Here is a 26,557-nt window from a genome sequence, read left to right as displayed (position 1 = left end):
ATTTTAATAAATCTTAAAATTAAGTAGTTAACTAAACTTAGCTAATCACTTGCTTAATGTTGTTTGGTGCGTCTTAAACTACGTTCAATCCGCGAATGCTCTTTGCCAGCCTCAAGTAAGGCTTCTTCGATAAAGGCTAAGTGAGCATTACTAGCAAGACGTGCTTGCTCTGGGTTTCCTTCAATAACCGCATCCATCAACAGTCGTCTATGTTCTGCGAGCTGCTGACTGATCTGTGGTTTTTTTAACAGTACAGTTAAATTCTGTAATACATTTTGCTCTAGCAAGGCCTGCATACCACGTACTAAATGTAGCAGTACAACGTTATGAGACGCTTCTGCCACACTAAAATGGAATGCATTAATTGCTTTTGCTTTTTGCACAATGTCGTCATTAACGAGCGCAATGTTGTCAAAGCTTTGTTTTACTTTTTTGAAGTCATTCGTTGTGCCACGCATAGCTGCATAATATGCTGCGATTCCTTCAAGGGCATGACGAAATTCGAGTAAATCAAATTGTGACTCTGGATGCTTACTAATCAAATCAAAAAGCGGATCAGTGAGCCCCTCTTCAAGCTGATTTTTTACGAACGTTCCGCCCCCTTGGCGACGCGTTACTAACCCCTTGGCTTCTAGCTTTTGAATCGCCTCACGCAGTGAGGGTCGCGATACTTCAAATTGTTTCGCTAATTCACGTTCAGGAGGCAGCTTTTCGCCTGGCGCTAACGACCCCTCAAGAATCATATTCTCAAGTTGTTGTAAAATTACATCAGATAATTTTGCTGCTTTAATCTTTAAAGACATTTATTAACGTCCGCATTGTTATGCGCTAACCCCATAAATATCGGGTATTTAGCCTTGTGCTTTGACCAAAAAGGTAAATTGGTCATACCAAATTTGTCGCATACGTTATCAAAAACCCGTATTTCTGTCAATTTCACTACGTTCAGCGCCTAGTTACACCCTAACGTAATTCGTCTAAAGATTAAACAGTATGGATTAAAGTGGCTTTTTCTGAAGGAAAAAACAATAAAAAATAAATGGTCAGACCAGATTGAGCGACAAAAGCTTTTAGAGGTCAGGTTTTAGATGTTAGTTGAATTGAGTAGCTTTGTAACAGCGGGCTCATCCCACGACAAAAACCACAAAGACCAAAAATTTAAACGCGATATAAAATCGCGCCTACGCCAAACCACCAAATAAAGTAAGTGCTGCGATGATCACTAAAAAGAACAATACATTTCGTTTTACAAGCTTCATCATGCAAGTAGCTTCATAAGTACAACCAAAATGTTGTTGCTCTATTTGCTCAGCGGCAAGTGCGGTTTGCGTAACAACTTTGCGGTTACTCACTGAAAAGTCGAGCACATATTTGAGCCAACAACTGGTACCTTTATTAAAGTTACCAATCACTAAATAACCAAAGCTTGCAACTCGTGCAGGTAACCAATCAAGCCAGAACAATAAGCTATGGATCAGTTTAAAACGCTTAGCGTACGCCACTTTATGGTCGTCTCTGACTTTATCAGCAAAAGTTCGAACTAGCGCATAAAGAACTGCGCCAGGCACACCTAAAACCACAAACCAAAAAATAACTGCACAGTAAAAGCGAAAATTTAGCCAAGCTAGAGTCTGACCAAAAGTCTCACCTTGAGGATCATCTTCTGTTTTCTTTTGACCCATTTGTAATGCATATAAGGTAGCCGCTTCTTGGTCGTTGCGGGTTAACGCATTTAAGTAAGACTTATATAAAGCACGTTGTTTAGCACAGCCAAAACAAACCAGCAGCACAGCAACATTCACTGCCAGCTGCCAAATAATAAAATCAGAGAGTTGATAGACTAAACCTGCGGCAACGACAGGCAACATTAACCAAATCAAAAAGCCAATTGGCGAATTAAATAAACCTTTTTCTGAGAGTTGTTTTTGCGAGTGTTTAAGATATCTATTGGCATAAAAACCGATTTGCCAATAATCTGCTCGAGCTCCTAAACGCTCAATCACCAAAGCAATAATTATTGAAATTAAGATCATGCCTTTACCTATATCCTTTAACTAAAACACTAAATCAAAATAGTATTGCCAATCAAAACTCACACCAGGGTCAGTTTTTCTGCCCGGTGCAATATCACAATGGCCAACAATGCGCGAACGGTTTATCTCAGGGTACTTTGCCATCAACGCCTTAGTCACTAAGTGTAATGCATTATATTGGGCTTGGGTATACGCTTTGGTGTCTGTACCTTCAAGCTCAATGCCCACGCTAAAATCATTACAGCGCTCTCTACCTTCAAACGTTGAGATACCGGCGTGCCAAGCTCGTTTCTCAAAAGGCACGTACTGAATAACTTCACCGGTACGACGAATAAAGCAATGTGCTGACACTCTTAAGCCTTTTAAATCAGCAAAGCTTTCATGCGCCGTACAATCAATTGTTCCCATAAATAAATCATCAACATAAGGCGTTGCGAACTGCCCTGCTGGCAATGAAATATTATGAATAACAAGTAATGATACCTCGCCTTCTGGGCGTTCATCGTAATGTGTACAGGGCCTTTGTAATACATTGTTTAATTGACCCAATTCATTTATATGCATATTAAAAACTAACGATGACAATAAAGTTAAATAGTGTAAAGGGTTAAAATCTCAGGGTCTAGTTGCTTTGATTCAATCACTTAAAGTAACAGTGGGGATACTTTACTGTAGCCAATCTTTGTCTTCTATTGAGGGGTTAAACATAGTAAAATTTCGCCAATTTATTAATAAACAATGAGCTTTCGACATGTCAGTCCCACACACATTAATTAGCCAACTGGTAAAACTCGCCCTTGATGAAGATTTAAATTACCAAAGCGCAAATGACGGTGATATTACCGCGCAACTAATTCCAGAAAACGAGCTAGCAAATGCCAAGGTAATTACCCGTGAAGACTGCGTATTTTGTGGTAAAGACATTATTTTAGAAGTTTTTAACCAAGTCGATCCTACAGTAAACGTTGAAGTACTTGTAAATGATGGCGACAAAGTAGCAGCCAATAGCACGCTCTTCACCGCATCAGGCTCAGCTCGCGCAATTTTAACTGCTGAGCGCACTGCCCTTAACTTTGTACAAACACTCTCAGGTACAGCAACAACAACAGCTCATTATGTAAGAGAGATTGAGGGTACAACGACGCAGCTACTCGATACGCGTAAAACAATTCCTGGCTTACGTGCGCTACAAAAATACGCTGTAAAATGTGGTGGCGGTGCGAATCATCGCATCGGTTTGTTTGATGCGTTCTTAATTAAAGAAAACCACATCGCTGCCTGCGGCGGTATTGATAAAGCAGTAGCTCAAGCAAAAATCAATCACCCTACAAAGCCAGTTGAGGTTGAAGTAGAGTCACTTGATGAGCTTGAACAAGCGATCACAGCTGGTGCTGATATCATCATGCTTGATAACTTTACAGTCGAACAAATTCAACAAGCAGTCGTGCTGACAGACAAGCGAGCAAAGCTCGAAGTATCTGGCAACATGACACTCGAAACCTTAAAAGCCTATTCGCAGGCTGGCGTTGACTTTATTTCAAGTGGCGCACTTACAAAAAATTTACAATCAATCGACCTTTCAATGCGTTTTAGTGCTTAAAAATAGCTAGCCACGTATTTAATGCTTACCTAATCCGTTGACAACGAAATAAAAAAAGCATTAAATACGTACAAAGCTTGTAATAGTAACAAAAAACAAACATTTATACGGCAAAATATCACTCTTTAGTATGTCTGCACCCTAGGCTCTTACACACATTTTAGTTTCACTCTTCAAAGTATTAGCAAGGATGCCATATCAAACAGTGCAATAATTGAATTAGCTTGACCTGTCTCAAACTAAAGTAGGAAAGTTCTGAAAAAACCTCTAGCTAACAGGAAAATAGCTTTCAAAATCATTGAATAATGCTAAAGTTAATTAATGTTTTCAGAACATAGGAAGTTCTAAGAGTTTTATGTTATCGATCAAGCTTTATTTAAAGAAGTTTTAATTAAAACTGTAAGATTTATCCTGTAAATTGAGCCTTGGTTTACAACGCTGAAGTTACGGCTAAACTTACAAAATCATCATATCCTTTAGGAGAGGAACAAATGACACAACAAAAGCAACAGGGTTTCACCCTAATTGAATTAATGATTGTAGTTGCAATCATCGGTATTTTGGCAGCAGTAGCACTGCCTGCTTATCAAGATTACACAAAACGCGCACACGTTAGTGAAGGTATTACACTTGGTGCTTCGGCAAAAGCAGCTGTAACTGAATATTATGTTTCTCAAGCAGCTCTTCCAACATCAAATACCCAGGCTGGGTTGCCTGATGCAAGTGATATAAAAGGTAATGCAGTTGATTCAGTAACAGTTGGTGCAGACGGTGTTATTACTATTGAATATAATAGTAAAGTTGAAGCAACTAAAACTATTGAATTGAAACCTACTGTAGATGATAGTAAAGGTTCTATTGTTTGGAGTTGTACTGGTGGTAGTGTAGATGATAAATATCGCCCAGCAAACTGCCGTGGTAGCTAGTTTAAGAAAATGGGGCTGGTATTCAGCCCCTACCGTACTCAAATACCCAACTTTTGCACCTGCTTTTTTCTTATTTTTAATATTTTTTTGCTGCGTTTTTTCTTCTAGTCTGTATGATTCAAAACGAGCAATCCAAATATTATTCATAATAACAACTTGCCTTTACTTACTTTTTTGCACTAGAAAGCTATCTATTAACCACTCAGTCCTTTCGGTTTTATTACTATTTACATGCATATTTTCAATTAAAACATTAAACCCTGAAAGCTTATTATATTTATTACATTTTATTTTTATTACCGGCTTTATTAAGCTAGGTGAGGAAACATCAAAAGACTTAAGCTTAACTTTTTTAGGGTTATTCTTTTTTAATTTAATTATTATATCTTGCTCAATTTTGAACTTATCAATATCTTTATATTTAGACTTGAGCACCACCGCTGATAACATAGTATACGGATTTAACAACATACGTTTTTTTAATCAAGTACAAGTACTTTCAATTCCAATAATAATTTACTATCTCAATGATAAAAAAATCTCAAACATTGCTTTTATTACTCTAGCTTTAAATGTAAGTTTTTTATTACTTACAGGGGCTAGAGGTGCCATACTTGCTGCTATGACTATATTTTTCTTAGGTATTTATTTAAAAATAATTAACAACAAAATTAAAGTCATTTTAGTCAGCGTATTAGTAGGTGTTATTTTATTCAGTTTTTATATTCATTTCCTAAGCTCTAGCCAAATTTTGGACTATACATTTAGAACATCAAGTTCAAACCGGATAGGAATTTGGTATGAGCTGATTGGCAATTTAAGTATTAAAGAGGTATTTTTAGGTAGTGGCTTTGGAAGCTATTTCAATTATGACTTTGGAGTTCGCCACCCGCATAACAGCCTTCTTCAATTGACTTATGAAATAGGTGCAATTTCAACAATTGCTATAGTAATATTTACACTCAAAGTTATAAAAACCAACGCTATAAAAAGTAGAAGAACAACGATACTAATAGAGCACCAGATATGCTTACTGTCATTTATAAGTATGTTAGTACTTTCACTTTTTTCTGGTGTAATCGTAATGCCAATATCACAGACATTTTTACTAATATTTTTTGGCGTACTAATTACTAATATCGAAAAAAGCGAAGGTATAAATAGTAAACGATGGCTTCAAGTAATTTTAGCACCGGCTTTGTTTGTTTATTTAGTCTCTGTATTTTTAACTCACAACTGTAAAGATAATAGCTTCCCTGGCCCTAATTTTTGGGCTGACGGTAAGTTCTCATTGGAATACTGTAAATTTACGCTTAAGGAATTTTAATGGCAAAACAACCTGAAAATAAGAGCTTAGATACTTTCCAATGGGTAGGTGTTAACTCTCGAGGTAAAAAACTTGAAGGTGAACTTTCAGGGCAAAGTATTGCCTTAGTCAAAGCACAACTTAGAAAACAAGGGATTACTCCTTCTAAAGTAAAACGAAAACCAAAACCTTTATTTGGCATTAAATCTGTACAAAAAATTACGCCAAAAGATATCGCTTTAATTACACGACAGATTGCCACTATGCTGATGGCTGGTGTTCCCCTAATCCAAACTATTGAGATGATCGGGAGCGGTACAAAAAATAAAAGTATTACTAAATTAATGGAAGGCATAGGTGATGAAGTCAAAGCCGGTGTGCCACTTTCTCAAGCACTCCGTAAACATCCGCGCTATTTTGATGATTTATATTGCGACTTAGTGGCCTCAGGTGAACAGTCGGGTGCCCTTGATAAAATTTTTGACCGTGTTGCGCTTTATAAAGAAAAGGCCGAGGCGTTAAAATCAAAAATTAAAAAAGCCATGTTTTATCCAATTGCAGTTTTGGTGGTCGCAGTCATTGTAACTTCTATTCTACTTATATTTGTAGTGCCACAATTCCAAGATATCTTTAACGGTTTTGGCGCTGAGTTGCCGGGCTTTACTTTAATGGTGATTGGTATTTCTGAGTTCATGCAGGAATATTGGTGGATAATTCTAATTGTAATTATCGCCGCAGGTTTTGCTTATAAAGAAGCTTTATTAAAAAGTAAAAAACTCAGAGATGCTAACGATAGAGCCATATTAAAACTCCCCGTTATTGGTATGATTTTGAATAAAGCGGCGGTTGCGCGTTACGCTCGTACTTTATCAACTACGTTTGCTGCTGGTGTACCTCTGGTTGATGCACTTGACTCTGCTGCGGGTGCTTCTGGTAATGCGGTTTATCGCTATGCTATTTTAGAAATTAAAGCAGAAGTGAGCTCTGGTAATTTAATGAACTGGGCAATGCGTAACTCTAAAATATTCCCCGATATGGTGATCCAAATGGTAGCCATTGGTGAAGAGTCTGGCTCACTTGATGGCATGCTTGCTAAAGTCGCAACTATTTATGAGCAAGAGGTTGATGATGCCGTTGACGGTTTATCAAGCTTACTTGAGCCACTCATTATGGCTGTATTAGGTGTGCTGGTTGGTGGTTTAATTGTTGCTATGTACTTGCCTATATTCCAGTTAGGGTCGGTGATTTAACACATGACTGTAAGTAAAACTCAAAACGCTAGTTGATAACTTGCTACATAAAATAAATAATAAAAACAGTTCAACACAGCGAAATAAATTCGGCCTCTAAATGGTCAGATGTTAGGTATTTTAATGGAAAACTTTTTTCTTGATATAACCACTGCGATGCAAAGTCAGCAGTGGTTTTATTTTTTAACTGTGGGCTTAGTAAGCCTATGTATTGGTAGCTTTTTAAATGTGGTGATTTATCGTTTACCACTGATGATGAAAAGAGAATGGCAAACGGAATGCCGTATTGTATTGGCCGATGAAGTCAGCTCAAAACAGCAAACAGAACAAGCTCCCTTTAATTTAGTAAAACCTAATTCAACCTGCCCAAAATGCAAGGCTCCGATTAAAGCTTGGCAAAATATCCCTGTGCTAAGTTGGCTATTATTAAAAGGTCGCTGCGCAAATTGTCAATCACCAATATCTGTACGCTACCCTATTGTTGAAATGCTTACGGCGGTTTTAAGTTTAATTGTTGCTGCTGTTTTTGGCCCAACAACGCTTGCTCTGCTTTATATATTTATTACCTGGGTTTTAGTCGCTTTAACCTTTATCGATATAGATCACATGCTACTACCCGACCAACTAACCCTTCCTTTAGTATGGTTGGCACTGATTGCAGCCACTATGGATATTACCATTGCTCCAAGCGACGCTATTATTGGCGCAGCAATTGGCTACTTAAGCTTGTGGAGTGTCTACTGGCTATTCAAGTTAGCCACAGGTAAAGAGGGTATGGGATATGGCGACTTTAAACTATTAGCTGTGTTTGGTGCGCTATTAGGTTGGCAAGATATTTTAACCATAGTGCTGTTATCAAGTGTGGTCGGTGCCATCATCGGTATTGCGCAAATCATTATTCAAGGTAAAGATAAAACCACTCCAATTCCATTTGGGCCCTACCTTGCCATTGCCGGTTGGCTAACCTTGCTTTGGGGTGAGCAAATTCAAGCTTACTACTTTAATTATTTGGGCTACTGATTATGGCAAGCTGGATTTTAGGATTAACGGGTGGAATCGGATCAGGGAAAAGTGCAATAAGCGCCATGTTTGAAGAGCTTGGCATTCAAGTGGTTGATGCTGATATCGTGGCTAGAGAGGTCGTTGAGCCAGGCTCAACGGGACTTGAAAAAATTACTGAACACTTTGGTGAGGAGATACTCACTACTGATGGCAGCCTTGATCGTGCAAAACTAAGAGCAATTATCTTTGCTGATGAATCACAAAAGCAATGGCTAAATAATTTATTGCATCCACTTATTAGAGAGTCAATGCTCGCTCAATTACAGCAAGCCACCAGCCAATATGTAATATTAGTTGCGCCTCTACTTTTTGAAAATGGCCTAGATCAATTCTGTGATCATACTCTATTGATAGATGTTCCTGTTGAAGTGCAAATAACGAGAACCACAGCTCGAGACAATATCTCTGTTGAATTAGCTAAGCAAATCATCGCTTCACAAATGCCCAGAGCAGATAAGCAACAAAAAGCGACAGATACATTAGATAATAACCGCCTTCTTTCTGAGGTAAAAATTGATGTACAAAAGTTGCATGAGAAATACCTGACTTTAATTTAACGATATTATTGATTTAAATACTTATTTTTGTAAAAAAGCAGCCACAGAAAAACAATACCAAAGTACCAATTAACTAGCTAAACATTTGAGTTTATGGTTAATTTATTTTGCAATTTTTCCAAAATCAGACAAGACTGATGTAACCGTTTTACTTTTTCTGTTAGATTGTGGCAAATAAAGGATCAAACTAGGTGCGCAATGAATATTAACTCACCGCTACTTCGAAAATTTATCACTCTAGGTCGCATTGATGCAGAGACCGTAAAATCAAAGCAGCGCGAATACAGCTCGACTGCGGAGCTAATTTCTAAAACATGTGGTATGGCTGGCCATGAGCTAGCAGAGCAATGCACAGATCTTTTCAGAGTCCCTTATTTTGACATCAAAGATTTTGATGTATCACACATTTCTGAAGAACTTGTTAAAGACAAACTCATTCGTGAACACCACATTCTGCCTTTAGTGAAAAAAGGCCGTAAACTCTACATTGCCGCCTCGGATCCAACCGATTACGGAGCCTTTGAAAACTTTGAATTTAGTACTGGTCTTTCATGTGAAGTAGTTGTTGTTGATTACGTTCAGCTCGAAAATAAAATAGAACAATTACTTGATGCTGCAGGCGGTTTACACTTAAGTGAAGATGAGTTTAAAGAACTTGGCGATCTTGAAACCGAAGCTCCTAAAGACTTAACCAGCAAAGATGAAGACAAAGACGATGCGCCTATTATTGTCTACATCAATAAAATTTTGATGGATGCGATAAAAAAAGGTGCATCGGATCTACACTTTGAACCTTATGAACACCGTTACCGTGTACGTTTTCGTATCGATGGTATTTTGCATGAAATGGCAAGTCCACCCAATAGCTTAGCGAGCCGTTTGTCGGCGCGTATTAAGGTTATGTCTCGACTTGATATTGCAGAAAAGCGTAAACCTCAAGATGGTCGTATTAAGCTTAAAATCACTGAACGTAAAAGTATCGACTTCCGTGTAAGTACGCTACCTACCCTTTGGGGCGAGAAAATCGTAATGCGTATTCTCGACTCATCAAGTGCTATGCTAGGTATCGATGTACTTGGTTATGAACCAGAGCAGAAAAAACTCTACATGGATGCACTTGAACAGCCCCAGGGCATGATCTTAGTAACCGGTCCAACAGGTTCTGGTAAAACCGTATCACTTTATACTGGTTTGAATATTCTTAACCAGCCAGAGCGCAATATCAGTACTGCCGAGGATCCAGTAGAGATCAACCTTGAAGGGATTAACCAAGTACAAATTAATCCAAAGGCAGACATGACCTTTGCTAATGCATTGAAGGCCTTTTTACGACAAGATCCCGATGTCGTCATGGTTGGTGAGATCCGTGACCTTGAAACCGCTGAAATTGCAATAAAAGCGGCGCAAACAGGTCACTTGGTATTATCGACTCTGCATACAAACTCAGCACCAGAAACCCTTACTCGTCTTTTAAATATGGGTGTTCCTGCTTATAACGTCGCAAGTTCAATCAGTCTTATTATTGCGCAGCGTCTAGCAAGACGACTTTGTCCTAAGTGTAAAACACCAGAAACACTCCCTGATGAAGAATTGATTCGCCAAGGTTTTGATAAAGACAAGCTCAATGAGGTTCAGTTATTCGCACCAAAAGGCTGTGACAGCTGTACTGAAGGGTATAAAGGTCGAGTTGGTATTTACGAGGTAATGCAAATTACCCCTGAAATAGCGCAAATTATTATGCGTGGTGGTAACTCACTCGAAATCGCTGAAGTATCTCTACGCTCAGGCTTTAATGATCTACGTTTATCAGGCCTGAAAAAAGCCGCCGATGGTGTTACCTCTCTGGCTGAAATAAACCGAGTAACGAGTTTCTAAACAAATTCGTTACTGGATTCTCAACTAACTGTTCAGTAAGATCTGACGAAAGTGCTTAATTAAGAGTGATATCATGCCAACAGTTGTAGACTGCCCAACATGCAAAGCCAAAGTAGAATGGTCAGAACAAAGTCCACATCGCCCATTTTGTTCAAAACGCTGCCAGCTAATAGATTTAGGTGAGTGGTCGTTTGAGAACAATAAAATTTCTAGCCCAATTAGCAATGCTAATGATTTGAGCCAAGATATGATTGAAGATATCGAAGCGATGCTAGCTAAAAACGATGATTCATTCTTTAAAGAATAAAGCGTCAAATATAAAAAATGCGGCATTTGCCGCATTTTTTATATTAATAGTAATTTGGTATTAACCTTCAGAACGCTCACCTTTGCGCTCTCCGCGTGGACCATGGTGACCCTTTTTGTGACCTTTTTTACGCAGGTGCTTTTTAATCTCTTGATAGCTTTCGCGCTGTTCTGCATTTAAAACCTGCCAAATCGCATGGTCAGATTTCATTTTTAGCATTGCAAACTGCTGGCCTTTTTCTTGACGCGCATTAATTAGTTCTAATGCGGCATTTTCATCAAATGTTTTAGCTGCTAATAACGCATCCATTTTCTCTTTGTGTGCAGTACGAGCGGCTTTCATTGCATCTTTATCACCACGCAGTGCTGCAAATTGTGTTTTCTGCTCGGCAAAAATCGCTTTAAGTTGCGTTTGCTGATCTTCTGTAAGCTGTAATTTATCAATACCACGCTCAGAAAGTAAAAAACGTGCTTGTGGATTCATCCCACGGTTAAAGTCACCTTTCGCCATTGCTGAAGTAGCACCGACACTCGCTGCTGCTAAACCACAAACAAGTACGAATTTAGAAAGCTTATTTGAAATAGTCATAATCATTACCTTTTGTTGGGTTGTGCTCTGTTGTCGTTTCCGACTGATGGGTTAACTATAACTAATTCAATGCAAAGGAACGCAAACCAGTGTAAAGGTTGTGTAAAGATTCACTTTTACACAATTTACTGAGTAAAATAACCTTAAAGAAATAAATAGCTGGGTGTCAGAATGAAACTATTAATGATCGACGACGATACAGGATTGTGCGAATTACTCAGCGAGTACTTATCAGCACAAGGTTTTACAGTAGAGTGTGTTCATGATGGCGCTGAAGGCCTAAAACAAGCTATAAAGCATAACTATGAGCTAATATTGCTTGATGTGATGCTACCCTCTTTGGATGGCTTTGAGGTGCTAAAGCAGTTAAGACAACATAAGCTTACTCCGGTGATCATGCTAACCGCGAAAGGCGAAGACTTTGATCGTATCTTTGGTTTAGAGCTAGGCGCAGATGATTATATTCCTAAACCATTTAACCACAGAGAACTGCTAGCCCGCGTTAAAGCAATTACCCGTCGCATCGAGCATATCAACAGCTTATCGAACCAACAGGCCAGCTCCTTGAGTGTTAACAGCATCAATGTTAATTTCGCAACTCGTGAGGCTTCTGTTAAAGACAACGTACTTAGCCTAACCGGCACTGAGTATGAGATCCTTGCCATGCTAGTACAACATGCCGGTGAAGTGATCAGCAAAGAACAAATAAGTGAGCAAGTCCTTGGTAGACGCCTTGCTCCTTTTGACCGTTCAATCGATATGCATGTCAGCAACATCCGTAAAAAGATTGCAGAACACGTTAGTAATGAACGGATCAAAACCATGCGCGGCAGTGGTTATGTATTAATACAAGGCGAATAATATGCAAACTCCAAGCTGGCTAAAGCATCCCCGCCATTATTTGTTTTTAAAAATATTTGCTTGGTTTTGGGTTACTGTCATAGCGACTATCACAATACTGGTGTTTTTAAGCCAGTTAACGAGCAATGTCGGCAATGACGACCTGCGTGGACCCATGCTGAAAAATCTTGAGTACACTGCTAAAAGTATTGAACGCATTGTTGCTAAACACGGAAAATCAACTCAAGAGGTTTTATCTCATCCGCGCTTATCAAAGCATAAATTACTGTACTTAAATGGTGAGGTGCATGGTGTTGAAATGCTTAGCGAACCTGTATCCAAAGAGATTGATTTAAGCTTGCTGAACTTTACCAAATATATGCGCCCGCAAATTATTTTTACCGACGAATACCAAGCCTACGGACCGGTAGCTTTGAATGTACCCGAAGGTAAATTTTATCTTTATGAAATCGATGAAAAACGCAAGAAACCGTTTTTTGTCAGCCTATGGCTAATGCCTGTTTGGCTCAAGCTGCTTATTGCTTTAATCGCCTCATTGATGCTCAGTTTCTTCTTTAGCCGTAACTTAATTGCACCTATTAATAGTTTAAAAGAAACCGCAAAAAAACTGGCTCATGGCGATTTAACAGCTCGTGCCGATGTATCTCCTACTCGTCAAGATGAGTTAGGTGTACTTGGTCGTGACTTTAATACCATGGCGGTTCAACTTGAGCAGCTTATTAGCGCTCAAAAACGACTACTAGCAGATATTTCTCATGAACTACGTTCACCATTAACACGCTTAAAAATGGCTACAGGCCTTGCACAAATGCAAGCTGATGACGCCCAACAAACTTATTTAGAACGCATTGAAAAAGAGGCCAATCAGCTCGATAAAATGATTGCCGATGTCCTTCAAGTGTCTCGCTTAGAAGCCAAAAGCCAAACCCTAGCGTTGAGTACGCAGTCTTTACAAGTGATTGTTGATCATGTACTTAACGATGCTCAATTTGAAGCCAAGCAAAACAACAAAGAGCTTATTGTCAATGGTACACTAACTGCCGATTTAAAATGCGATGAAACCTTAATAGCCAGCGCACTTGAAAATGTACTACGTAATGCCATTAAATACGCAGAACATTCAATCTCAATAGGCTTAGTTGAATCAGATGCTATTTACATTACTGTTTGTGATGATGGTAAAGGGGTTGATGAAGCGAACCTTGCAAGGCTATGTGAACCCTTCTTTCGCCAAGAACATGCTCGCGATAGAAGCACAGGCGGCACAGGCTTAGGTCTTGCAATTGCAAAGAATGCTATCTCAGCACATGATGGTACACTAACACTTGAAAACCAAGAACATGGCGGACTATGCGTAAACATCCGTCTCCCATTTAAGAGTGAGTAAATGTTTTACAGTAGCGAAGCAAGTCTTGTTAGTAACCTACCTAATATTAACCAGTTTTTTTCTGAGCAATTAAAGCAAGACTTTCTGAGCACCGCTCATGGCAAGCTTTATTACGGCTATGCTATTCCTCAGCAAGCAAAAACGGCCATCGTTATCAGTACTGGCCGAATAGAGTCTTTAATTAAGTACAAAGAGTTGCTGTGGGAGCTATATCAAAATGGCTTTGCAGTTTTTAGTGTTGATCACCAGGGGCAAGGTCGCTCTTATCGTCATTTAAAAAACACTCATAAGGGCTATGTAAATCGCTTTACTGATTACGCAAATGACTTTGCTGTATTTATAGAAAAAGTGGTGCAGCAACACTGGCAAGGAAAGCAGGTTTTGCTTGGCCATTCTATGGGCAGTGCTATTGCCTATGATTACCTATCGCGCTATCAGCATCAATTTGCGGGTGCTTTTTTATCAGCGCCGATGTTTGATATCTATACCAAAGGCACGCCAAAGCCTGTAGCAAAACTGGCTGCTAAAATTGCATCCTTACTTGGTCTTGGCCGCAGTTACGCATTTGGCCAAAGCGATTATTTACCCGTCGACTTTGCAGCTAATGAACTAACCAGTAGTGAAATTCGATATAAGCTGTTCAGAGAGCTGTATGCAGCAGAAGGTGATTTACAACTAGGTGGCGTCACCTATGGTTGGCTTAATGCGTCGTTTGATTTTATTGCCTCTTTAGTGGATAAAAAAGTCGATATTCCTTTGTTTATCGCCAGCGCAGAGCAAGATACCGTAGTCGATAACGCTGCGCAATTTGCACTTACTCATAGACAAAAGCAAGCACAAATAAAAAGCTACGCAGGAGCTCGCCACGAGTTATTGTGTGAACGCGACGAGATCAGACAAGCAGTACTCTGTGATTTTTATCAATTTTGTGCAGAACTTTGACGTGTTTTGTTAACTACTGAAAGTGGGTCTAAGTGCATTAAAATATCCATTTCGCAATCAAAATGCGTTTGAATTAACGCTTCTACTTCATCAGCAACTTGATGTGCTCTTAATAATGATAAAGAGTCTTCCAGCTCTAAATGCATCTGAATAAACTTAATTTTACCACCTTGGCGGGTGCGAATATCATGGGCGCCAAATACGTCTTGATGACTATTCACAATGGCGAGTATCTCTGCTTTTTCTTCATCTGGCAGCTCTTTATCCATTAAATGATCAGCACTGTCACGAGCAATGTCCCAACTGTTATAAAGTAAATAAACAGCCACACCAATAGCAAATAATGGATCGGCATAAGCAACACCGTACTTAGCTAACACAATTGCCAGTAGTACGGCCAAATTTAAGATTAAATCGCCTTTATAATGAATCGAGTCTGCTTTAATGGCAATTGATTCGGTGTGGTTGATCACCTTAGTTTGCACAAACACCACCACGAGCGTACAAACAATAGCGAAAATACTGACCCAAATACCAAGGTCAGAATGCTTTAAAGTTACCGGATTAAATAAGCGCTCAATACCATGAAACGCCAAGAAGCAACCAGAACCTGCTATAAAAGCGGCTTGTGCAAGCCCTGCTAATGCTTCGGCTTTACCGTGACCAAAGCGATGATCGTCATCAGCAGGACGCAGTGCATAACCAAGCACTAAAAAACTCATCAGTGATGCGGTGATATCCATTAACGAATCAGTTAAAGAACCCAGCATTGATGCCGAGCCAGATGCAAGCCATGCCCAGCTTTTTGCAGCAATCATTAAACTCACCATAACAATGGTGACTAGACTCGCTGTTTTAACCCAAAACTCGTAACTACGATGCTGCACAACAACTTACCTTAAGTGAGTAACTGTATTGAGTATATCATCTTTTCTTTCTAGTTCGTGTATACTCAGCAGCAGATCAAATCCTTTAAAATGAGATTCACATGCTTGATATTGTGTTGTACCAACCAGAAATTCCACCAAACACGGGTAATATCATTCGCTTATGCGCAAACACAGGTTATGCGTTACACCTAATTGAACCCCTTGGTTTTGAGTGGGATGATAAACGTGTAAAGCGAGCTGGCCTTGATTATCATGAGTTTAGCCATGTACAGCGCCATGCCTCGTTTGAAGCATACCTTGAAAAATGCCAACCAAAAAAAGTCTATGCTTGCACAACAAAGGGCAGCCAATTTCATCATCAAGCACAATATCAACCCGGCGATTGTTTAGTGTTTGGGCCAGAAACGCGTGGCTTACCTGATGAACTCATTCAATCATTACCGAAAGAACAACGTGTACGCATTCCAATGCAAAAAGACAGCCGTAGCATGAACTTATCTAACTCAGTGGCTGTATTTGTTTATGAATCTTGGCGTCAATTAGGGTTTGTGAACGGTCAATAATTCACTGAAAATGTGATTTAAAATTATCCACTAATTATTTAGCACGACCTTTTTTAATATACTAATCTAAAAGGGCTGATTTAATACTTTAGATGGAAAGTAATGCGTATTTTCACCCTAGTGTGCTGTATCATTTTACTGTTACAGCACTTTGCCAGTGCTGCAACAGTTTTCACTTCCAACCCACCGATTGCTTTAACAAGTTATGTTATCACCGCAGCACTTACCTTGTTATTACTCATCGCAGTAGTGATAATTATTAGTATTGCTCTACAGCGTAAAAAACAGAGATTGGTTTTTGTTGATGCGTTACTTTCAAAATCGAAAGACGCTGTCTGGGTTACTGATGATGAGTTCAATATCATTGAGGTTAATAGAACATTTAGCGAAATCTCAGGTTTTAGCGAGGATGATGTCATCGGTAAACGATTTAAAGCACATACATCTAATGGCCGTGACCAACAATTAGAAGCAATTATAAAGCAAGAGCTTATAGATGATGGCTATTGGTCTGGTGAAATTTGGAATGTCCGTAAAAATGGCAAACCCTACGCCCTTGATTTATCCATTACTAAAATTACGACTTCACGCTTTTTCAAAAAATCAGTTCGCTATGTCGGAGTATTTTCAGATATAACAGCCCGCAAGAATAATGAGCGAACTATGCTCAAACTTACAACCAAAGATACTGTCACTGGTTTATCAAACCGCGCCATTTTTATAGAGTCGCTCGAAAAAGCAATTAAAGCCTGTAACGACACATACCCAAGCTTGCTAATCATATTTATCGACCTAGATAACTTCAAAAAAATAAACGACTCTTTAGGCCATACTGTTGGAGATGTTTTATTAAAAGAAGTTGCTTGCCGTCTTACTGGCGCACTCAACTCAGCTTTTACCATTGCAAGGCTCGGCGCAGATGAATTCGCGATTCTTGTGCCGCCCTATCTCTACTCAGGTAAAACGGTATTCTTCGCCAAAAAGACCGCAGACATCGTGCTGCAGCAATTCAAAACCCCTTTTATGTTGGATGGTTTTGAGACTTCGCTATCTGCCTGTTGCGGCCTTGCTATCTATCCAGACAACGCCTACAACTGTGAATACTTAATGCGCAGCGCAACCAGTGCTTTGAATCATGCTAAGAAAATGGGCCATAATACATATCAATTTTTTGACAAAGACCGCCACACACTCGACCCAACCGAGTTAACCAAAGAAAGCGCTTTATTTAGAGCTATCAACAACAATGAGTTTGAGCTTTATTTTCAGCCTAAGTTTGATGCCCAGCATAATCAGTTATACGGCTTTGAAGCATTAGTTCGCTGGCCACAAGAAGATGGCAGTGTGATTAACCCCGATGAGTTCATTCCGCTGGCTGAACAAAATGGTGCCATTATTCCGCTTACCCAATTACTAATGGAACAACTACTTAATCAACTGGCACAGTGGCGAAAACAAAACATTTCGTTTGGTAATGTAGCTATTAATATTTCAGCCCTACACTTTCAACAAAGTAGTCTTATAGAAACACTCGTTGATAATTTGGCTAAATTTGACGTCCCAGCACATTGCTTAGAACTCGAGATCACAGAAAGCGCCATGATGGATAACCCTGAGTTTGCAGAGCAGCAAATGAAACGTATAAAATCACTAGGTGTACATATTGCACTAGATGATTTTGGAACAGGTCATTCATCACTCAGTTACTTAAAACGCTTTCCTATTGATACGCTAAAAGTTGACAAGTCATTCGTAAAAGACATCGATAAAAACGACCAAGATCGTAATATCACCGCCACCATAGTGCGACTAGCTAAATATTTAGATATTAATGTGGTCGCCGAAGGAGTAGAAACAGAAGAACAAGCCTACATGCTACATATTATGGGCTGTCATTTTCAACAAGGTTATTATTACTGTAAGCCATTAAAAGCTGAGCAAGTTAGCGAATTTATTAACGAAAAATTAAAAAAGCAACAATCAAGCTAATGATTAGAAATATACTTTAAATAAAAAACGCGATTAATAAATCGCGTTTTTTATTTAAAAGTGCACAATCTAAATTATTCAGATTTTTGCTCACGGCCAAGTAGTGCCATCGCAGCTTCTTTTACATCTTTATTTTCATAAAGCACTTGGTAAATTTGCTCCGTTATTGGCATTTCGATACCAGTGCGCTCAGCAAGTAAATACACTTCTTTGGTATTTCTATAGCCTTCAACAACCTGACCAATAGATTCAATCGCAGCTTCTACGCCTTCACCCTTGCCAAGAGCAAGGCCAAAGCGACGGTTACGAGATTGGTTATCTGTACAGGTTAAGATCAAGTCACCAAGGCCGGCCATACCCATAAAGGTATCTGAACGGGCACCTAATGCACAACCTAAACGGCATAGCTCAGCTAAACCGCGAGTGATTAAAGCAGTACGTGCGTTGGCACCGAAGCCAAAACCGTCAGACATACCTGCGCCAATCGCAATGACATTTTTAACTGCGCCACCAAGCTGTATTCCAATAAAGTCATCATTGTTATACACCCTAAATGAGCGGCCACAGTGTAAAAGGTCAGCTAATTGCTTAGCAAAGTCTTTAGAAGTCGACGATACCGAAATAGCGGTTGGTAACCCCATTGCCATTTCTTTTGCAAACGTAGGTCCTGAAAGCACAGCCAGAGGAACATCATCTCCTAGCTCTTGTACCGCTACTTCTTGCAATAAACGCCCTGTATTTGGCTCTAAACCTTTGGTAGCCCATGCAACCTCAGCACCTTCTGACAACCAAGGTTTGATTTTTTGCAGCGTGCCAGCAAAAGCATGACTCGGCACAACAACCAAAATGATCTTGCTTGCTTTAACTGCCGTTTCTAAATCAGCTTCTAGTTGGAGGGTTTCAGGAAAGCTAACATCTGGAACATAACGTTGATTCTTTCGCTCAGCTGCAAGCGTAGCAACGTCGTCGCTATTGCGGCCCCACAAAGTAACTGGGTGGCCATTTCTGGCAAAGCAAATAGCAAGGGCGGTGCCATAAGACCCCGCCCCTAATACTGTAACAGCTGATTGTGCTGTACTCATAGCTTATGCGTCTGCAGTTGCCTGTTGATCTTGAGCTGCACGTTGTTGCATGTATTGAGCAAATAGTGCGTCGAAGTTAACTGGCGCTAAGTTTAATTGTGGGAAAGTACCACGGTTAACTAGGTTTGATACTGCTTCACGAGCGTAAGGGAAAAGTACGTTCGGGCAGAAAGCACCTAACATGTGTGCAAGTTGAACTTCTTCAACTTCACCAATTGTGAAAATACCCGCTTGTTGGATTTCACATAGGAATGCAGTTTCTTCACCGATTGAAGCCGTTACTGTTAAAGCAAGAACAACTTCAAACACACCTTCTTCTAATTTGTTAGAACGAGTATCTAAGTCAAGCTTAACTTCAGGAGTCCACTCTTTTTGGAAAATAGCAGGTGAGTTAGGCGTCTCAAATGAAACATCTTTTGTGTAGATGCGTTGGATTGAGAATTGAGCGCCGGCTTGTTCTGCTGCTGCGTTTTGATTTTCTTCGTTCATTGTAATTCCTAACTTGTATTCGTTTTTATATTTAAAATTTATTAAGCGTTAAGCTTTGCGTCTAAAAGGCCTTGCGCTTCAATTGCCATCATGTCGTCACAACCGCCGATATGTTCATCATTAATGAAAATTTGCGGAACTGTGTAACCACCATTTGCTTTGTCGATCATTTCATCACGACGCTCAGGGTGAACACCAATATCGATATTCGTGTAGTCTACACCTTTACTGTCTAATAACGCCAAAGCACGTTGGCAGAATGGGCAGTATGCTTTTGTGTAAAGAACAACATTACTCATAATAATTCCTCTATCGGGCAGTGAGCCTTATTAACGACCGGTCGTTGTTGGTAAGCTAGCTGATTGCCAAGCGCCCATACCGCCCGCTAATACATAAACACGCTCAAAACCTGCTTTATGCATTGCAGTTGCGATACCTGAGGCTGTCATGCCCGTGGTACATACTAGTATAATGGGTTTCGTCTTAAACTTTTCAAGGCTTGAAAAATCAGATTGCTTTGCTTTTTCCGGATTTAAGTGAGTTGCGCCTGCAATACGGCCAGAGTTAAACTCTTTTTGTGAACGTATATCAATCACTTGGCCATCATCACGGTTAATTAGCAAGGTAAGTTGCTGTGGGTTGATTTGACGGATAGCCGAAAATTTACTTTTAAACCAACTGCTGATCAGCATTGCAACTAATGCCAACCAGATAATGCTCAAAACCGGATGATTCGAGATAAATTCAATATATTGATCCATGCGTTTTCCACTAAGAAATTTAGGTACCACAGCGCATAGCCATGGGTTAATTAAAATTTGCCACGCAAGTATACGTGCTTGAATTGAAAATGCTAGGGCGTGAAATATTTTAATATGACATATTGATAGCTGATCAAAACCATAAAACACGGTATGCTAGTGATATATAAGTGCCAATCTTCAGGAGCTATAATGACAGAGCATAAAAAACCATTGGTATTAATGATCTTAGACGGTTGGGGATACCGTGAAGACACAGAAAGTAACGCCATACTTGCTGCTAATACCCCAGTACTCGACAACCTTTGGGCAACCCGCCCACATACATTAATTTCAGGTTCGGGACTTGATGTTGGTTTACCTGCAGGACAAATGGGTAACTCTGAAGTAGGTCACGTAAATTTAGGTGCTGGCCGAATCGTTTACCAAGATTTCACTCGCATCACTAAAGCCATTGAAGATGGTGAGTTCGATAGTAACCCTGCACTTGTTGATAATATCGATAAAGCTGTAAATGCAGGCAAAGCCGTGCATATCATGGGCCTTTTAAGCCCAGGTGGCGTTCATAGTCACGAAGACCACATTGTTGCAACAATCGAACTTGCAGCTAAGCGCGGTGCAAAAGAAGTTTACTTCCACGGTTTCTTAGACGGCCGTGACACACCGCCACGTAGTGCAAAAGCCTCAATTGAGCGCATCGAAGCCTTATTTGCAGAACTTGGCTGTGGCCGTTTAGCCACGCTTGTTGGTCGTTACTATGCAATGGACCGCGATAACCGTTGGAATCGTGTAGAGCTTGCATATGATGTTATGGTTAGTGGCATTGCTGAATACAGCTACACTGACGGTGTAACCGCACTAGAAGCCGCATACGCACGTGACGAGAACGACGAGTTCGTGGCTGCAACAACGGTTGTACCTGAAGGCCAAGCAGCTGCAGAGATCAATGACGGCGACACTGTTATCTTTGCTAACTTCAGAGCAGACCGAGCACGTGAAATGACTCGTGCCTTTGTTGATGCTGACTTCAGTGGTTTTGATAAGAAAAAATCACCTAAGTTAAGCGCTTTTGTAATGATGACAGAGTACGCAGCAGACATTAAAGCGCCGATTGCGTTTGCTCCGGAGCCTTTAACAAATGTATTAGGCGAATGGTTAGAGAAACAAGGTAAAACACAGCTACGTATTTCTGAAACAGAAAAATACGCACACGTGACCTTTTTCTTTAGTGGTGGTCGTGAAGATGAATTTGTTGGTGAGACTCGCGAACTAATTCCATCACCACAAGTAGCAACCTACGATCTGCAACCAGAAATGAACTCTGAAATGCTGACCGATAAACTTGTTGAAGCAATCGCTAGCGGCAAATACGATGCCATCATCTGTAACTACCCTAACGGAGACATGGTAGGTCACTCAGGCGTATTCGAAGCAGCAGTGAAAGCATGTGAAGCAGTTGATCATTGTATTGGTCGTGTAGTTGCAGCACTTGAAGAACATGGTGGTGAAGCGCTTATTACAGCCGATCATGGTAATGCTGAACAAATGGCTAACCCAGCAACGGGCCAAGCACATACCGCACACACCAGTGAGCCAGTGCCATTTATCTATGTTGGCCGTGATGCGACACCACATGATGGTAAAACACTGAGTGACGTGGCTCCAACCATGCTTCACCTACTCGGCTTAGAGCAGCCAAGTGAAATGACTGGTAAACCAATCATGACGCTGAAATAAGCTATGAGTAAATGTATTAACCACTTCCTTAAAACTGGTTTAATACTGACTTCATTAGTAGCAACTACGGTTGTTGCTAATGAAGATCAAACCAAAAGAGACTTATCAGACATTCAATCAGCTTTACAAAAAACAGAGGCTGAGCTTAAAGGTCAACGCAAGTCCATTGCCCAAATGCGTAAAGATCTGCGCGCCCATGAGCTCGACATCGCCAAAAATGCCAAAGCATTAAACCTTGCCGCCCAATCTGTTAAAGAAAATGAGCAACAACAACGCGAACAACAAGCTAAAGCTGAGCAACTTAAAGCCCAGCAAGCACAACGCCAAACCTTATTAGCTGCACAACTAAAAAGCGCCTATATGGCGGGTAGTCATGACTATTCAAAGATGTTGCTTAACCAACAAGACACAGCCAAAATTGAGCGTACACTAAGTTATTATAATTACTTAAATAAAGCACGTATTGAGCAAATTGAAGAACTCAAAGCACTGCAGCAAGAAATTGCAGACAACCAAGCTGAGCTTGAAAAAACCAAACAACGTCTAGTTGCCTTATATGATGAGCAAAAAAGACGCCAGCAAGCTCTAGTCAATGCACAGCAAGAGCGTAAAACTAACCTCAATAAACTCCAGTCAGCGTTAAAAGAAACGAAGAGCTCAATTGATTATTTAAAAGAAAATGAGCAAACCCTGATCACCGCCATTGAAGAGCTTGAACAAGAACGAAACGAAAAAGTTGAATTACTAGGCTTACAAAGTAGTAAGGGCAAACTCGACTGGCCAACCAAAGGAGCATTACGCCACCGCTTTGGACAACGCAAGCACGGCAACATAGATTGGAAAGGCGTACTTATCAGCGCCAAAGAAGGCAGTAATGTTAAAAGCGTACAGAACGGCCAAGTGGTTTACGCTGACTGGCTAAATGGCTTTGGCTGGGTTATCGCTATTGATCATGGCGATGGCTTTATGAGCTTATATGGTCACGCTCAAACCCTTCTTCGCGATGTTGGCGACCTTGTTAGAGAAGGCGAAACAATTGCATTAGTCGGTCAAAGCGGCGGACAACCAGATCCTGGTCTATACTTTGAAATACGCCACAAAGGACGCGCAGTAAATCCTGTAAAATGGTGCAGACGCATTTAATTGATTAAATAGCTGCACTCTATGAGGAGCAGCTGATGCTAAACACAACTTACTCTTACAATGCTCATTTTTCCCCAGCTAAGTTTTTTACTCAGCTGTCTTTTCTATTACTTGTCAGCTTGCTATGCTTGATATTGCAATCGTTTCAGGTTGTTGCAAAACCCTCGTTACAATCACTACAGCATCAGCAACTAAACGAAATCCTATTTAATATTCATACGTATTATGTTGATGATCTGAAGCTACAAAACGCATTTGTAACTCAACCTGATAACTTACAAGTCGAAGCGTTATTCGAGCGCCTTGATCCATATTCAAAATATCTCGACGAAACTGAGCTCGATGCTATCTTCAGTAGCACTAATGGTAGATACACAGGACTCGGTATAGAAGTAAAAATTGAAGAGGGTCGAGTGTATATTGTTAACACTATTAATAACTCACCTGCGGCGCTTGCGGGTCTTCAGGTAAATGATGAAGTTATTGCGATTAATCAACAATCTATTTTAGACAAAAGCATCGAAGAAGTGGCTAAGTTGATTCGCCAAAGCGGTGAGAACGCCGTTGATGTAGTTGTTAAAAGAGAGACAAATACTGAGCTTAATTTCTCGGTTAAGCGCCAACAAATTAACCTAGAAAGTGTGAGTGGCCATTTAGCAGATACAGGCGTTGCACTGATCAGTATCAATGCATTTAACAATCATACATTGCACGATGTTGCTCGAGAGCTTGCAAAAATGCAGGTCACCAATAGCTTCCCTCTTTCAGGTTTAATCATTGATTTACGCGATAACCCTGGCGGTACATTACAAGGGGCGATTGAAGTTGCAGATCTGTTTTTAGATAACGGCACCATCGTATCCACCAAAGGTCGCTTTAATGAAGCTAATCAGAAGTTTAAAGCCCATAAAGGCGACATACTCAGTGGCGCTCCTATTGCCGTGCTAATTAACGAAAACTCAGCCTCTGCAGCTGAAATACTCGCAGCAGCACTGAGAGACAATCAACGAGCGGTGCTAATTGGCGAAATTTCATTTGGTAAAGGCTCAGTGCAATCATTGATACCTCTAGGTAACGGTAATACCGCATTAAAACTGACTACAGCACGTTATTACACACCTTTGGGTCAATCTATCGATGGGAAGGGGATCACTCCAGATGTGAGTATTAATCAAACAATGCTTTCAGAAATTGACCAAGGCGTTATAATAAAAAATATCCAAGAATTGGCGCTTTTTAGCTCACTTCTAGATAGACAAGACAAAAAGCAACTTACAGCAAAGCAGCTCGTTATTATGCAGTAAGTAAATGCTCACAATGGATATAATAATTACAAAAAGTGAACTTAAAAAAAGGCTTATTACTCGCCGTATGTTGCCTACCGCTATTCTGCCAAGCAAAGCAAATAGCCATAGTAATTGATGATATAGGCAACCATCAGCGCGATCTTGAAATATTAAACTTACCAGGGCAAGTGACCTTCTCGATCTTGCCCCATACCCCCTATTCACAAATATTTGCAGAGCGCGCCAGTAAAACCCACAAAGAGTTACTTTTACATGTACCCATGCAAGCGCTTGATAAAACTAAAGCACTTGGTCCGGGTGCGCTCACCGATACTATGAGTAAGTCAGAGTTACAAACAACCCTTGGCCATGCATTAGCCTCTTTACCACAAGTAAAAGGGGTCAATAACCACATGGGTTCTGAGCTAACACAGCTTACTGAGCCAATGAAATGGACGATGGAAGTATTAAAGAAACGAGGTTTATACTTCTTAGATAGCCGTACAACGAGTCAAAGTGAAGCACAAAACGTTGCTAATCTATACGGTGTCGCAAACGTATCTCGTCATGTATTTCTTGATAACAATGTCACCCAAAGCCAGCTACAACATCAACTTGAAGAACTAAAAAGCAAAGCTGAACACTTCAACTACGCAATCGCCATTGCCCACCCCTACCCAGAAACAGTTGCTTTTCTACAACAAGCCCTCCCTGAACTACAACAACAAGGCTTCGAACTTGTTCCCCTCTCACAACTAGTCGATACAAAATACATTCAACTAGCCAAAGCAGAGCAAAAACAAGGGGAATGAGTGTTATAAACGAGAGTTAGCGAGGGGAAAGTTGCAAGAGTAAAGCTTGAAGGTCTGGCGTAGGTTGGGTAGAGCGAAGCGAAACCAAACACAGAGCTATCAGCTTTCAGCCGTCAGCGATCAGCCGCGGTGTGGGTGTTTAGGTCAGAGCCTCCTTAAACAATAAAGCCCTGCCAGAGGCACTTCAGAGTTTTCTATTAGCAAGGTAAAGCTTGAAGGTCTGGCGTAGGTTGGGTAGAGCGCAGCGAAACCCAACAGCGTGGTAATTCGTCATGCAGAATGAAGAGATAAAGCTCATTAATAAAAGACGAATTAGCGCAAGGTGAAGTAAGCCATTTTAGAGATCGCTAACCTGTTAGACCAGTAGAGATTTTAAGAATTTTTAACCATGGGTTATGAAGAAGGTCATATGGATTATGTTGGGTTTCGCTCCGCTCTACCCAACCTACCTGGGGAATGAACTGGGTTAATGCTGAGGGTGACTCTGTACTAAACAACACTACAGTTCAACTTTACCCTTGCTAACTTGTAATACCATTCCGCATAAAGATTAAATCAATTTAATCCATTCCCGATTGCACATTTTCTTCACTCGATCCGGGATTGAAATAAAGTGATTCCATGCCTTTGAAACTTCATCGACAATTTCGTCATAGCCCGAAAACACTCTATTGGATAAACAATGCTGTCGTATCCAGCTCCATACTTGCTCTATTGGATTTAGCTCTGGTGAATAAGGTGGAAGCTTTATAAGCGTTAGGTTTTTAAATTCTGCAGCTGTATCGTATGTGTGCCAGCCTGCGCCATCTATGATCACGACAGCATGTCTTCCAGCAGGTGTCGCGTGTGATATCTGGCGCATGTGCTGCGTCATCGCTTCTTTATTTACAAATGGACTTACTAACGCTTCTGTTTGGCCTGTCGCTGGACATACCGCGCCAAATAAGTATCCATAGTCAAATTGCTGTTGTTTTACAATCCGTGGCCGAGTGCCTGTTTCAGCCCAAATGCGCGTAGTCGGATTTTGCTGGCCAAATCGTGCTTCGTCCTGAAACCATACGTCGATCCGATCAAGAGGAAGGTGTCCTGGTGTGTGAAGGATCGTTTCCAG

At 40.4% G+C, this 26,557-nt stretch carries 27 protein-coding genes; 17 read left to right on the top strand and 10 right to left on the bottom strand.

Annotated elements, in window-relative coordinates; all coding sequences use genetic code 11:
* Positions 1 to 53: 53 nt before the first annotated feature.
* The 3 genes from pdhR to ampD all read right to left on the bottom strand — a co-directional run bounded on the left by pdhR (position 54) and on the right by ampD (position 2,597).
* On the bottom strand, positions 54 to 803 hold the full coding sequence (gene pdhR, locus IMPJCBKJ_RS11690; RefSeq protein ID WP_036965924.1) for a pyruvate dehydrogenase complex transcriptional repressor PdhR: 750 nt from the start codon (positions 801 to 803) through the stop codon (positions 54 to 56).
* A gap of 378 nt (positions 804 to 1,181) precedes the next feature.
* Positions 1,182 to 2,033 (bottom strand): beta-lactamase regulator AmpE, encoded by an 852-nt coding sequence (gene ampE / locus IMPJCBKJ_RS11685; RefSeq protein ID WP_166340475.1) that lies wholly within the window; start codon positions 2,031 to 2,033, stop codon positions 1,182 to 1,184.
* A 21-nt stretch (positions 2,034 to 2,054) separates the two neighbouring features.
* Positions 2,055 to 2,597 (bottom strand): 1,6-anhydro-N-acetylmuramyl-L-alanine amidase AmpD, encoded by a 543-nt coding sequence (ampD, locus tag IMPJCBKJ_RS11680; protein ID WP_166340473.1) that lies wholly within the window; start codon positions 2,595 to 2,597, stop codon positions 2,055 to 2,057.
* 187 nt (positions 2,598 to 2,784) lie between these two features.
* On the opposite strand from ampD, the gene nadC reads away from it, so the two are divergent.
* The 8 genes from nadC to yacG all read left to right on the top strand — a co-directional run bounded on the left by nadC (position 2,785) and on the right by yacG (position 10,916).
* Positions 2,785 to 3,633: a carboxylating nicotinate-nucleotide diphosphorylase gene (gene nadC, locus IMPJCBKJ_RS11675; protein ID WP_166340471.1), complete on the top strand. Its 849-nt coding sequence runs from the start codon at positions 2,785 to 2,787 to the stop codon at positions 3,631 to 3,633.
* A gap of 491 nt (positions 3,634 to 4,124) precedes the next feature.
* Complete coding sequence (locus IMPJCBKJ_RS20835) at positions 4,125 to 4,559, top strand: pilin (RefSeq protein WP_166340470.1); 435 nt, start codon at positions 4,125 to 4,127, stop codon at positions 4,557 to 4,559.
* A complete protein-coding gene (locus tag IMPJCBKJ_RS11665) occupies positions 4,522 to 5,886 on the top strand; it encodes an O-antigen ligase family protein (protein WP_166340468.1) in 1,365 nt (454 codons plus the stop codon). The genes IMPJCBKJ_RS20835 and IMPJCBKJ_RS11665 overlap by 38 nt, the downstream gene beginning before the upstream one ends.
* Positions 5,886 to 7,115 carry a type II secretion system F family protein gene (locus tag IMPJCBKJ_RS11660; protein WP_166340467.1) on the top strand — a complete coding sequence of 410 codons (1,230 nt, stop codon included), beginning with the start codon at positions 5,886 to 5,888 and terminating at the stop codon, positions 7,113 to 7,115. The genes IMPJCBKJ_RS11665 and IMPJCBKJ_RS11660 overlap by 1 nt, the downstream gene beginning before the upstream one ends.
* A 123-nt stretch (positions 7,116 to 7,238) precedes the next feature.
* A complete protein-coding gene (locus tag IMPJCBKJ_RS11655; protein ID WP_166340466.1) occupies positions 7,239 to 8,135 on the top strand; it encodes an A24 family peptidase in 897 nt (298 codons plus the stop codon).
* A gap of 2 nt (positions 8,136 to 8,137) precedes the next feature.
* A complete protein-coding gene (gene coaE, locus IMPJCBKJ_RS11650; protein ID WP_166340464.1) occupies positions 8,138 to 8,734 on the top strand; it encodes a dephospho-CoA kinase in 597 nt (198 codons plus the stop codon).
* 198 nt (positions 8,735 to 8,932) lie between these two features.
* Positions 8,933 to 10,609, top strand: coding sequence for a type IV-A pilus assembly ATPase PilB (pilB, locus tag IMPJCBKJ_RS11645; RefSeq protein WP_138619056.1), 1,677 nt, complete (start codon positions 8,933 to 8,935; stop codon positions 10,607 to 10,609).
* Positions 10,610 to 10,682: 73 nt separating this feature from the next.
* Positions 10,683 to 10,916 (top strand): DNA gyrase inhibitor YacG, encoded by a 234-nt coding sequence (gene yacG / locus IMPJCBKJ_RS11640; protein WP_054550981.1) that lies wholly within the window; start codon positions 10,683 to 10,685, stop codon positions 10,914 to 10,916.
* Between the two features lie 60 nt (positions 10,917 to 10,976).
* Here the strand turns inward: yacG and IMPJCBKJ_RS11635 are convergent, their stop codons facing one another.
* On the bottom strand, positions 10,977 to 11,504 hold the full coding sequence (locus IMPJCBKJ_RS11635; protein ID WP_166340462.1) for a Spy/CpxP family protein refolding chaperone: 528 nt from the start codon (positions 11,502 to 11,504) through the stop codon (positions 10,977 to 10,979).
* A gap of 171 nt (positions 11,505 to 11,675) precedes the next feature.
* On the opposite strand from IMPJCBKJ_RS11635, the gene IMPJCBKJ_RS11630 reads away from it, so the two are divergent.
* Genes IMPJCBKJ_RS11630 through IMPJCBKJ_RS11620 form a run of 3 tightly spaced genes read left to right on the top strand, consistent with a single transcriptional unit; the run spans position 11,676 to position 14,694 of the window.
* Complete coding sequence (locus IMPJCBKJ_RS11630) at positions 11,676 to 12,365, top strand: response regulator (protein WP_166340460.1); 690 nt, start codon at positions 11,676 to 11,678, stop codon at positions 12,363 to 12,365.
* A 1-nt stretch (position 12,366) separates the two neighbouring features.
* Positions 12,367 to 13,752: an ATP-binding protein gene (locus tag IMPJCBKJ_RS11625; RefSeq protein ID WP_166340458.1), complete on the top strand. Its 1,386-nt coding sequence runs from the start codon at positions 12,367 to 12,369 to the stop codon at positions 13,750 to 13,752.
* On the top strand, positions 13,753 to 14,694 hold the full coding sequence (locus IMPJCBKJ_RS11620; RefSeq protein WP_166340456.1) for an alpha/beta fold hydrolase: 942 nt from the start codon (positions 13,753 to 13,755) through the stop codon (positions 14,692 to 14,694). It begins immediately after the preceding gene.
* On the opposite strand, the gene IMPJCBKJ_RS11615 is transcribed toward IMPJCBKJ_RS11620, so the two are convergent.
* Entirely contained in the window at positions 14,673 to 15,581 is a 909-nt protein-coding gene (locus IMPJCBKJ_RS11615; RefSeq protein ID WP_138602166.1) for a cation diffusion facilitator family transporter, read from the bottom strand. The two genes, IMPJCBKJ_RS11620 and IMPJCBKJ_RS11615, sit on opposite strands and share 22 nt — an antisense overlap.
* Before the next feature lie 101 nt (positions 15,582 to 15,682).
* On the opposite strand from IMPJCBKJ_RS11615, the gene trmL reads away from it, so the two are divergent.
* Positions 15,683 to 16,147, top strand: coding sequence for a tRNA (uridine(34)/cytosine(34)/5-carboxymethylaminomethyluridine(34)-2'-O)-methyltransferase TrmL (gene trmL, locus IMPJCBKJ_RS11610; RefSeq protein WP_054550977.1), 465 nt, complete (start codon positions 15,683 to 15,685; stop codon positions 16,145 to 16,147).
* 102 nt (positions 16,148 to 16,249) lie between these two features.
* A complete protein-coding gene (locus tag IMPJCBKJ_RS11605) occupies positions 16,250 to 18,136 on the top strand; it encodes a GGDEF domain-containing phosphodiesterase (RefSeq protein ID WP_166340454.1) in 1,887 nt (628 codons plus the stop codon).
* Positions 18,137 to 18,210: 74 nt separating this feature from the next.
* Here the strand turns inward: IMPJCBKJ_RS11605 and gpsA are convergent, their stop codons facing one another.
* The 4 genes from gpsA to IMPJCBKJ_RS11585 are packed head-to-tail and all read right to left on the bottom strand — an operon-like array spanning position 18,211 to position 20,468.
* Positions 18,211 to 19,218, bottom strand: coding sequence for an NAD(P)H-dependent glycerol-3-phosphate dehydrogenase (gene gpsA / locus IMPJCBKJ_RS11600; RefSeq protein WP_055022087.1), 1,008 nt, complete (start codon positions 19,216 to 19,218; stop codon positions 18,211 to 18,213).
* 3 nt (positions 19,219 to 19,221) lie between these two features.
* Positions 19,222 to 19,707, bottom strand: coding sequence for a protein-export chaperone SecB (secB, locus tag IMPJCBKJ_RS11595; RefSeq protein ID WP_054550974.1), 486 nt, complete (start codon positions 19,705 to 19,707; stop codon positions 19,222 to 19,224).
* 41 nt (positions 19,708 to 19,748) lie between these two features.
* Complete coding sequence (gene grxC, locus IMPJCBKJ_RS11590; protein WP_054550973.1) at positions 19,749 to 20,006, bottom strand: glutaredoxin 3; 258 nt, start codon at positions 20,004 to 20,006, stop codon at positions 19,749 to 19,751.
* Between the two features lie 30 nt (positions 20,007 to 20,036).
* Positions 20,037 to 20,468 (bottom strand): rhodanese-like domain-containing protein, encoded by a 432-nt coding sequence (locus IMPJCBKJ_RS11585; RefSeq protein WP_054551326.1) that lies wholly within the window; start codon positions 20,466 to 20,468, stop codon positions 20,037 to 20,039.
* A 192-nt stretch (positions 20,469 to 20,660) separates the two neighbouring features.
* On the opposite strand from IMPJCBKJ_RS11585, the gene gpmM reads away from it, so the two are divergent.
* From gpmM to IMPJCBKJ_RS11565, 4 genes are read left to right on the top strand one after another with little or no spacing between them, the layout of a single operon-like run.
* A complete protein-coding gene (gpmM, locus tag IMPJCBKJ_RS11580; protein WP_166340452.1) occupies positions 20,661 to 22,205 on the top strand; it encodes a 2,3-bisphosphoglycerate-independent phosphoglycerate mutase in 1,545 nt (514 codons plus the stop codon).
* 3 nt (positions 22,206 to 22,208) lie between these two features.
* On the top strand, positions 22,209 to 23,348 hold the full coding sequence (locus IMPJCBKJ_RS11575; RefSeq protein ID WP_166340450.1) for a peptidoglycan DD-metalloendopeptidase family protein: 1,140 nt from the start codon (positions 22,209 to 22,211) through the stop codon (positions 23,346 to 23,348).
* Between the two features lie 35 nt (positions 23,349 to 23,383).
* The gene (locus IMPJCBKJ_RS11570) at positions 23,384 to 24,652 is read left to right on the top strand and encodes a S41 family peptidase (RefSeq protein ID WP_166340448.1); all 1,269 of its coding nucleotides are present in this window, start codon (positions 23,384 to 23,386) and stop codon (positions 24,650 to 24,652) included.
* Between the two features lie 35 nt (positions 24,653 to 24,687).
* A complete protein-coding gene (locus tag IMPJCBKJ_RS11565) occupies positions 24,688 to 25,446 on the top strand; it encodes a divergent polysaccharide deacetylase family protein (protein WP_166340446.1) in 759 nt (252 codons plus the stop codon).
* A gap of 550 nt (positions 25,447 to 25,996) precedes the next feature.
* Here IMPJCBKJ_RS11565 and IMPJCBKJ_RS11560 read toward each other — a convergent pair.
* Positions 25,997 to 26,557, bottom strand: a 561-nt coding sequence (locus IMPJCBKJ_RS11560; RefSeq protein WP_166340444.1) for an IS630 family transposase, incomplete at its 5' end; no start/stop codon positions are given.

The organism is Pseudoalteromonas sp. MB47 (assembly GCF_011319765.1).
In the GTDB taxonomy this organism is placed as follows: domain Bacteria; phylum Pseudomonadota; class Gammaproteobacteria; order Enterobacterales; family Alteromonadaceae; genus Pseudoalteromonas; species Pseudoalteromonas simplex.
The sequence above is the reverse complement of the archived record's forward strand: the minus strand, read 5'-3'. Positions and strand labels throughout refer to the sequence as shown.

Excerpts from the sequence above, each read along its gene's own strand:
- pdhR (WP_036965924.1), bottom strand. The coding sequence starts at position 803 with ATGTCTTTAAAGATTAAAGCAGCAAAATTATCTGATGTAATTTTACAA.
- ampE (WP_166340475.1), bottom strand. The coding sequence starts at position 2,033 with ATGATCTTAATTTCAATAATTATTGCTTTGGTGATTGAGCGTTTAGGA.
- ampD (WP_166340473.1), bottom strand. The coding sequence starts at position 2,597 with ATGCATATAAATGAATTGGGTCAATTAAACAATGTATTACAAAGGCCC.
- nadC (WP_166340471.1), top strand. The coding sequence starts at position 2,785 with ATGTCAGTCCCACACACATTAATTAGCCAACTGGTAAAACTCGCCCTT.
- IMPJCBKJ_RS20835 (WP_166340470.1), top strand. The coding sequence starts at position 4,125 with ATGACACAACAAAAGCAACAGGGTTTCACCCTAATTGAATTAATGATT.
- IMPJCBKJ_RS11665 (WP_166340468.1), top strand. The coding sequence starts at position 4,522 with ATGATAAATATCGCCCAGCAAACTGCCGTGGTAGCTAGTTTAAGAAAA.
- IMPJCBKJ_RS11660 (WP_166340467.1), top strand. The coding sequence starts at position 5,886 with ATGGCAAAACAACCTGAAAATAAGAGCTTAGATACTTTCCAATGGGTA.
- IMPJCBKJ_RS11655 (WP_166340466.1), top strand. The coding sequence starts at position 7,239 with ATGGAAAACTTTTTTCTTGATATAACCACTGCGATGCAAAGTCAGCAG.
- coaE (WP_166340464.1), top strand. The coding sequence starts at position 8,138 with ATGGCAAGCTGGATTTTAGGATTAACGGGTGGAATCGGATCAGGGAAA.
- pilB (WP_138619056.1), top strand. The coding sequence starts at position 8,933 with ATGAATATTAACTCACCGCTACTTCGAAAATTTATCACTCTAGGTCGC.
- yacG (WP_054550981.1), top strand. The coding sequence starts at position 10,683 with ATGCCAACAGTTGTAGACTGCCCAACATGCAAAGCCAAAGTAGAATGG.
- IMPJCBKJ_RS11635 (WP_166340462.1), bottom strand. The coding sequence starts at position 11,504 with ATGACTATTTCAAATAAGCTTTCTAAATTCGTACTTGTTTGTGGTTTA.
- IMPJCBKJ_RS11630 (WP_166340460.1), top strand. The coding sequence starts at position 11,676 with ATGAAACTATTAATGATCGACGACGATACAGGATTGTGCGAATTACTC.
- IMPJCBKJ_RS11625 (WP_166340458.1), top strand. The coding sequence starts at position 12,367 with ATGCAAACTCCAAGCTGGCTAAAGCATCCCCGCCATTATTTGTTTTTA.
- IMPJCBKJ_RS11620 (WP_166340456.1), top strand. The coding sequence starts at position 13,753 with ATGTTTTACAGTAGCGAAGCAAGTCTTGTTAGTAACCTACCTAATATT.
- trmL (WP_054550977.1), top strand. The coding sequence starts at position 15,683 with ATGCTTGATATTGTGTTGTACCAACCAGAAATTCCACCAAACACGGGT.
- IMPJCBKJ_RS11605 (WP_166340454.1), top strand. The coding sequence starts at position 16,250 with ATGCGTATTTTCACCCTAGTGTGCTGTATCATTTTACTGTTACAGCAC.
- gpsA (WP_055022087.1), bottom strand. The coding sequence starts at position 19,218 with ATGAGTACAGCACAATCAGCTGTTACAGTATTAGGGGCGGGGTCTTAT.
- secB (WP_054550974.1), bottom strand. The coding sequence starts at position 19,707 with ATGAACGAAGAAAATCAAAACGCAGCAGCAGAACAAGCCGGCGCTCAA.
- grxC (WP_054550973.1), bottom strand. The coding sequence starts at position 20,006 with ATGAGTAATGTTGTTCTTTACACAAAAGCATACTGCCCATTCTGCCAA.
- IMPJCBKJ_RS11585 (WP_054551326.1), bottom strand. The coding sequence starts at position 20,468 with ATGGATCAATATATTGAATTTATCTCGAATCATCCGGTTTTGAGCATT.
- gpmM (WP_166340452.1), top strand. The coding sequence starts at position 20,661 with ATGACAGAGCATAAAAAACCATTGGTATTAATGATCTTAGACGGTTGG.
- IMPJCBKJ_RS11575 (WP_166340450.1), top strand. The coding sequence starts at position 22,209 with ATGAGTAAATGTATTAACCACTTCCTTAAAACTGGTTTAATACTGACT.
- IMPJCBKJ_RS11570 (WP_166340448.1), top strand. The coding sequence starts at position 23,384 with ATGCTAAACACAACTTACTCTTACAATGCTCATTTTTCCCCAGCTAAG.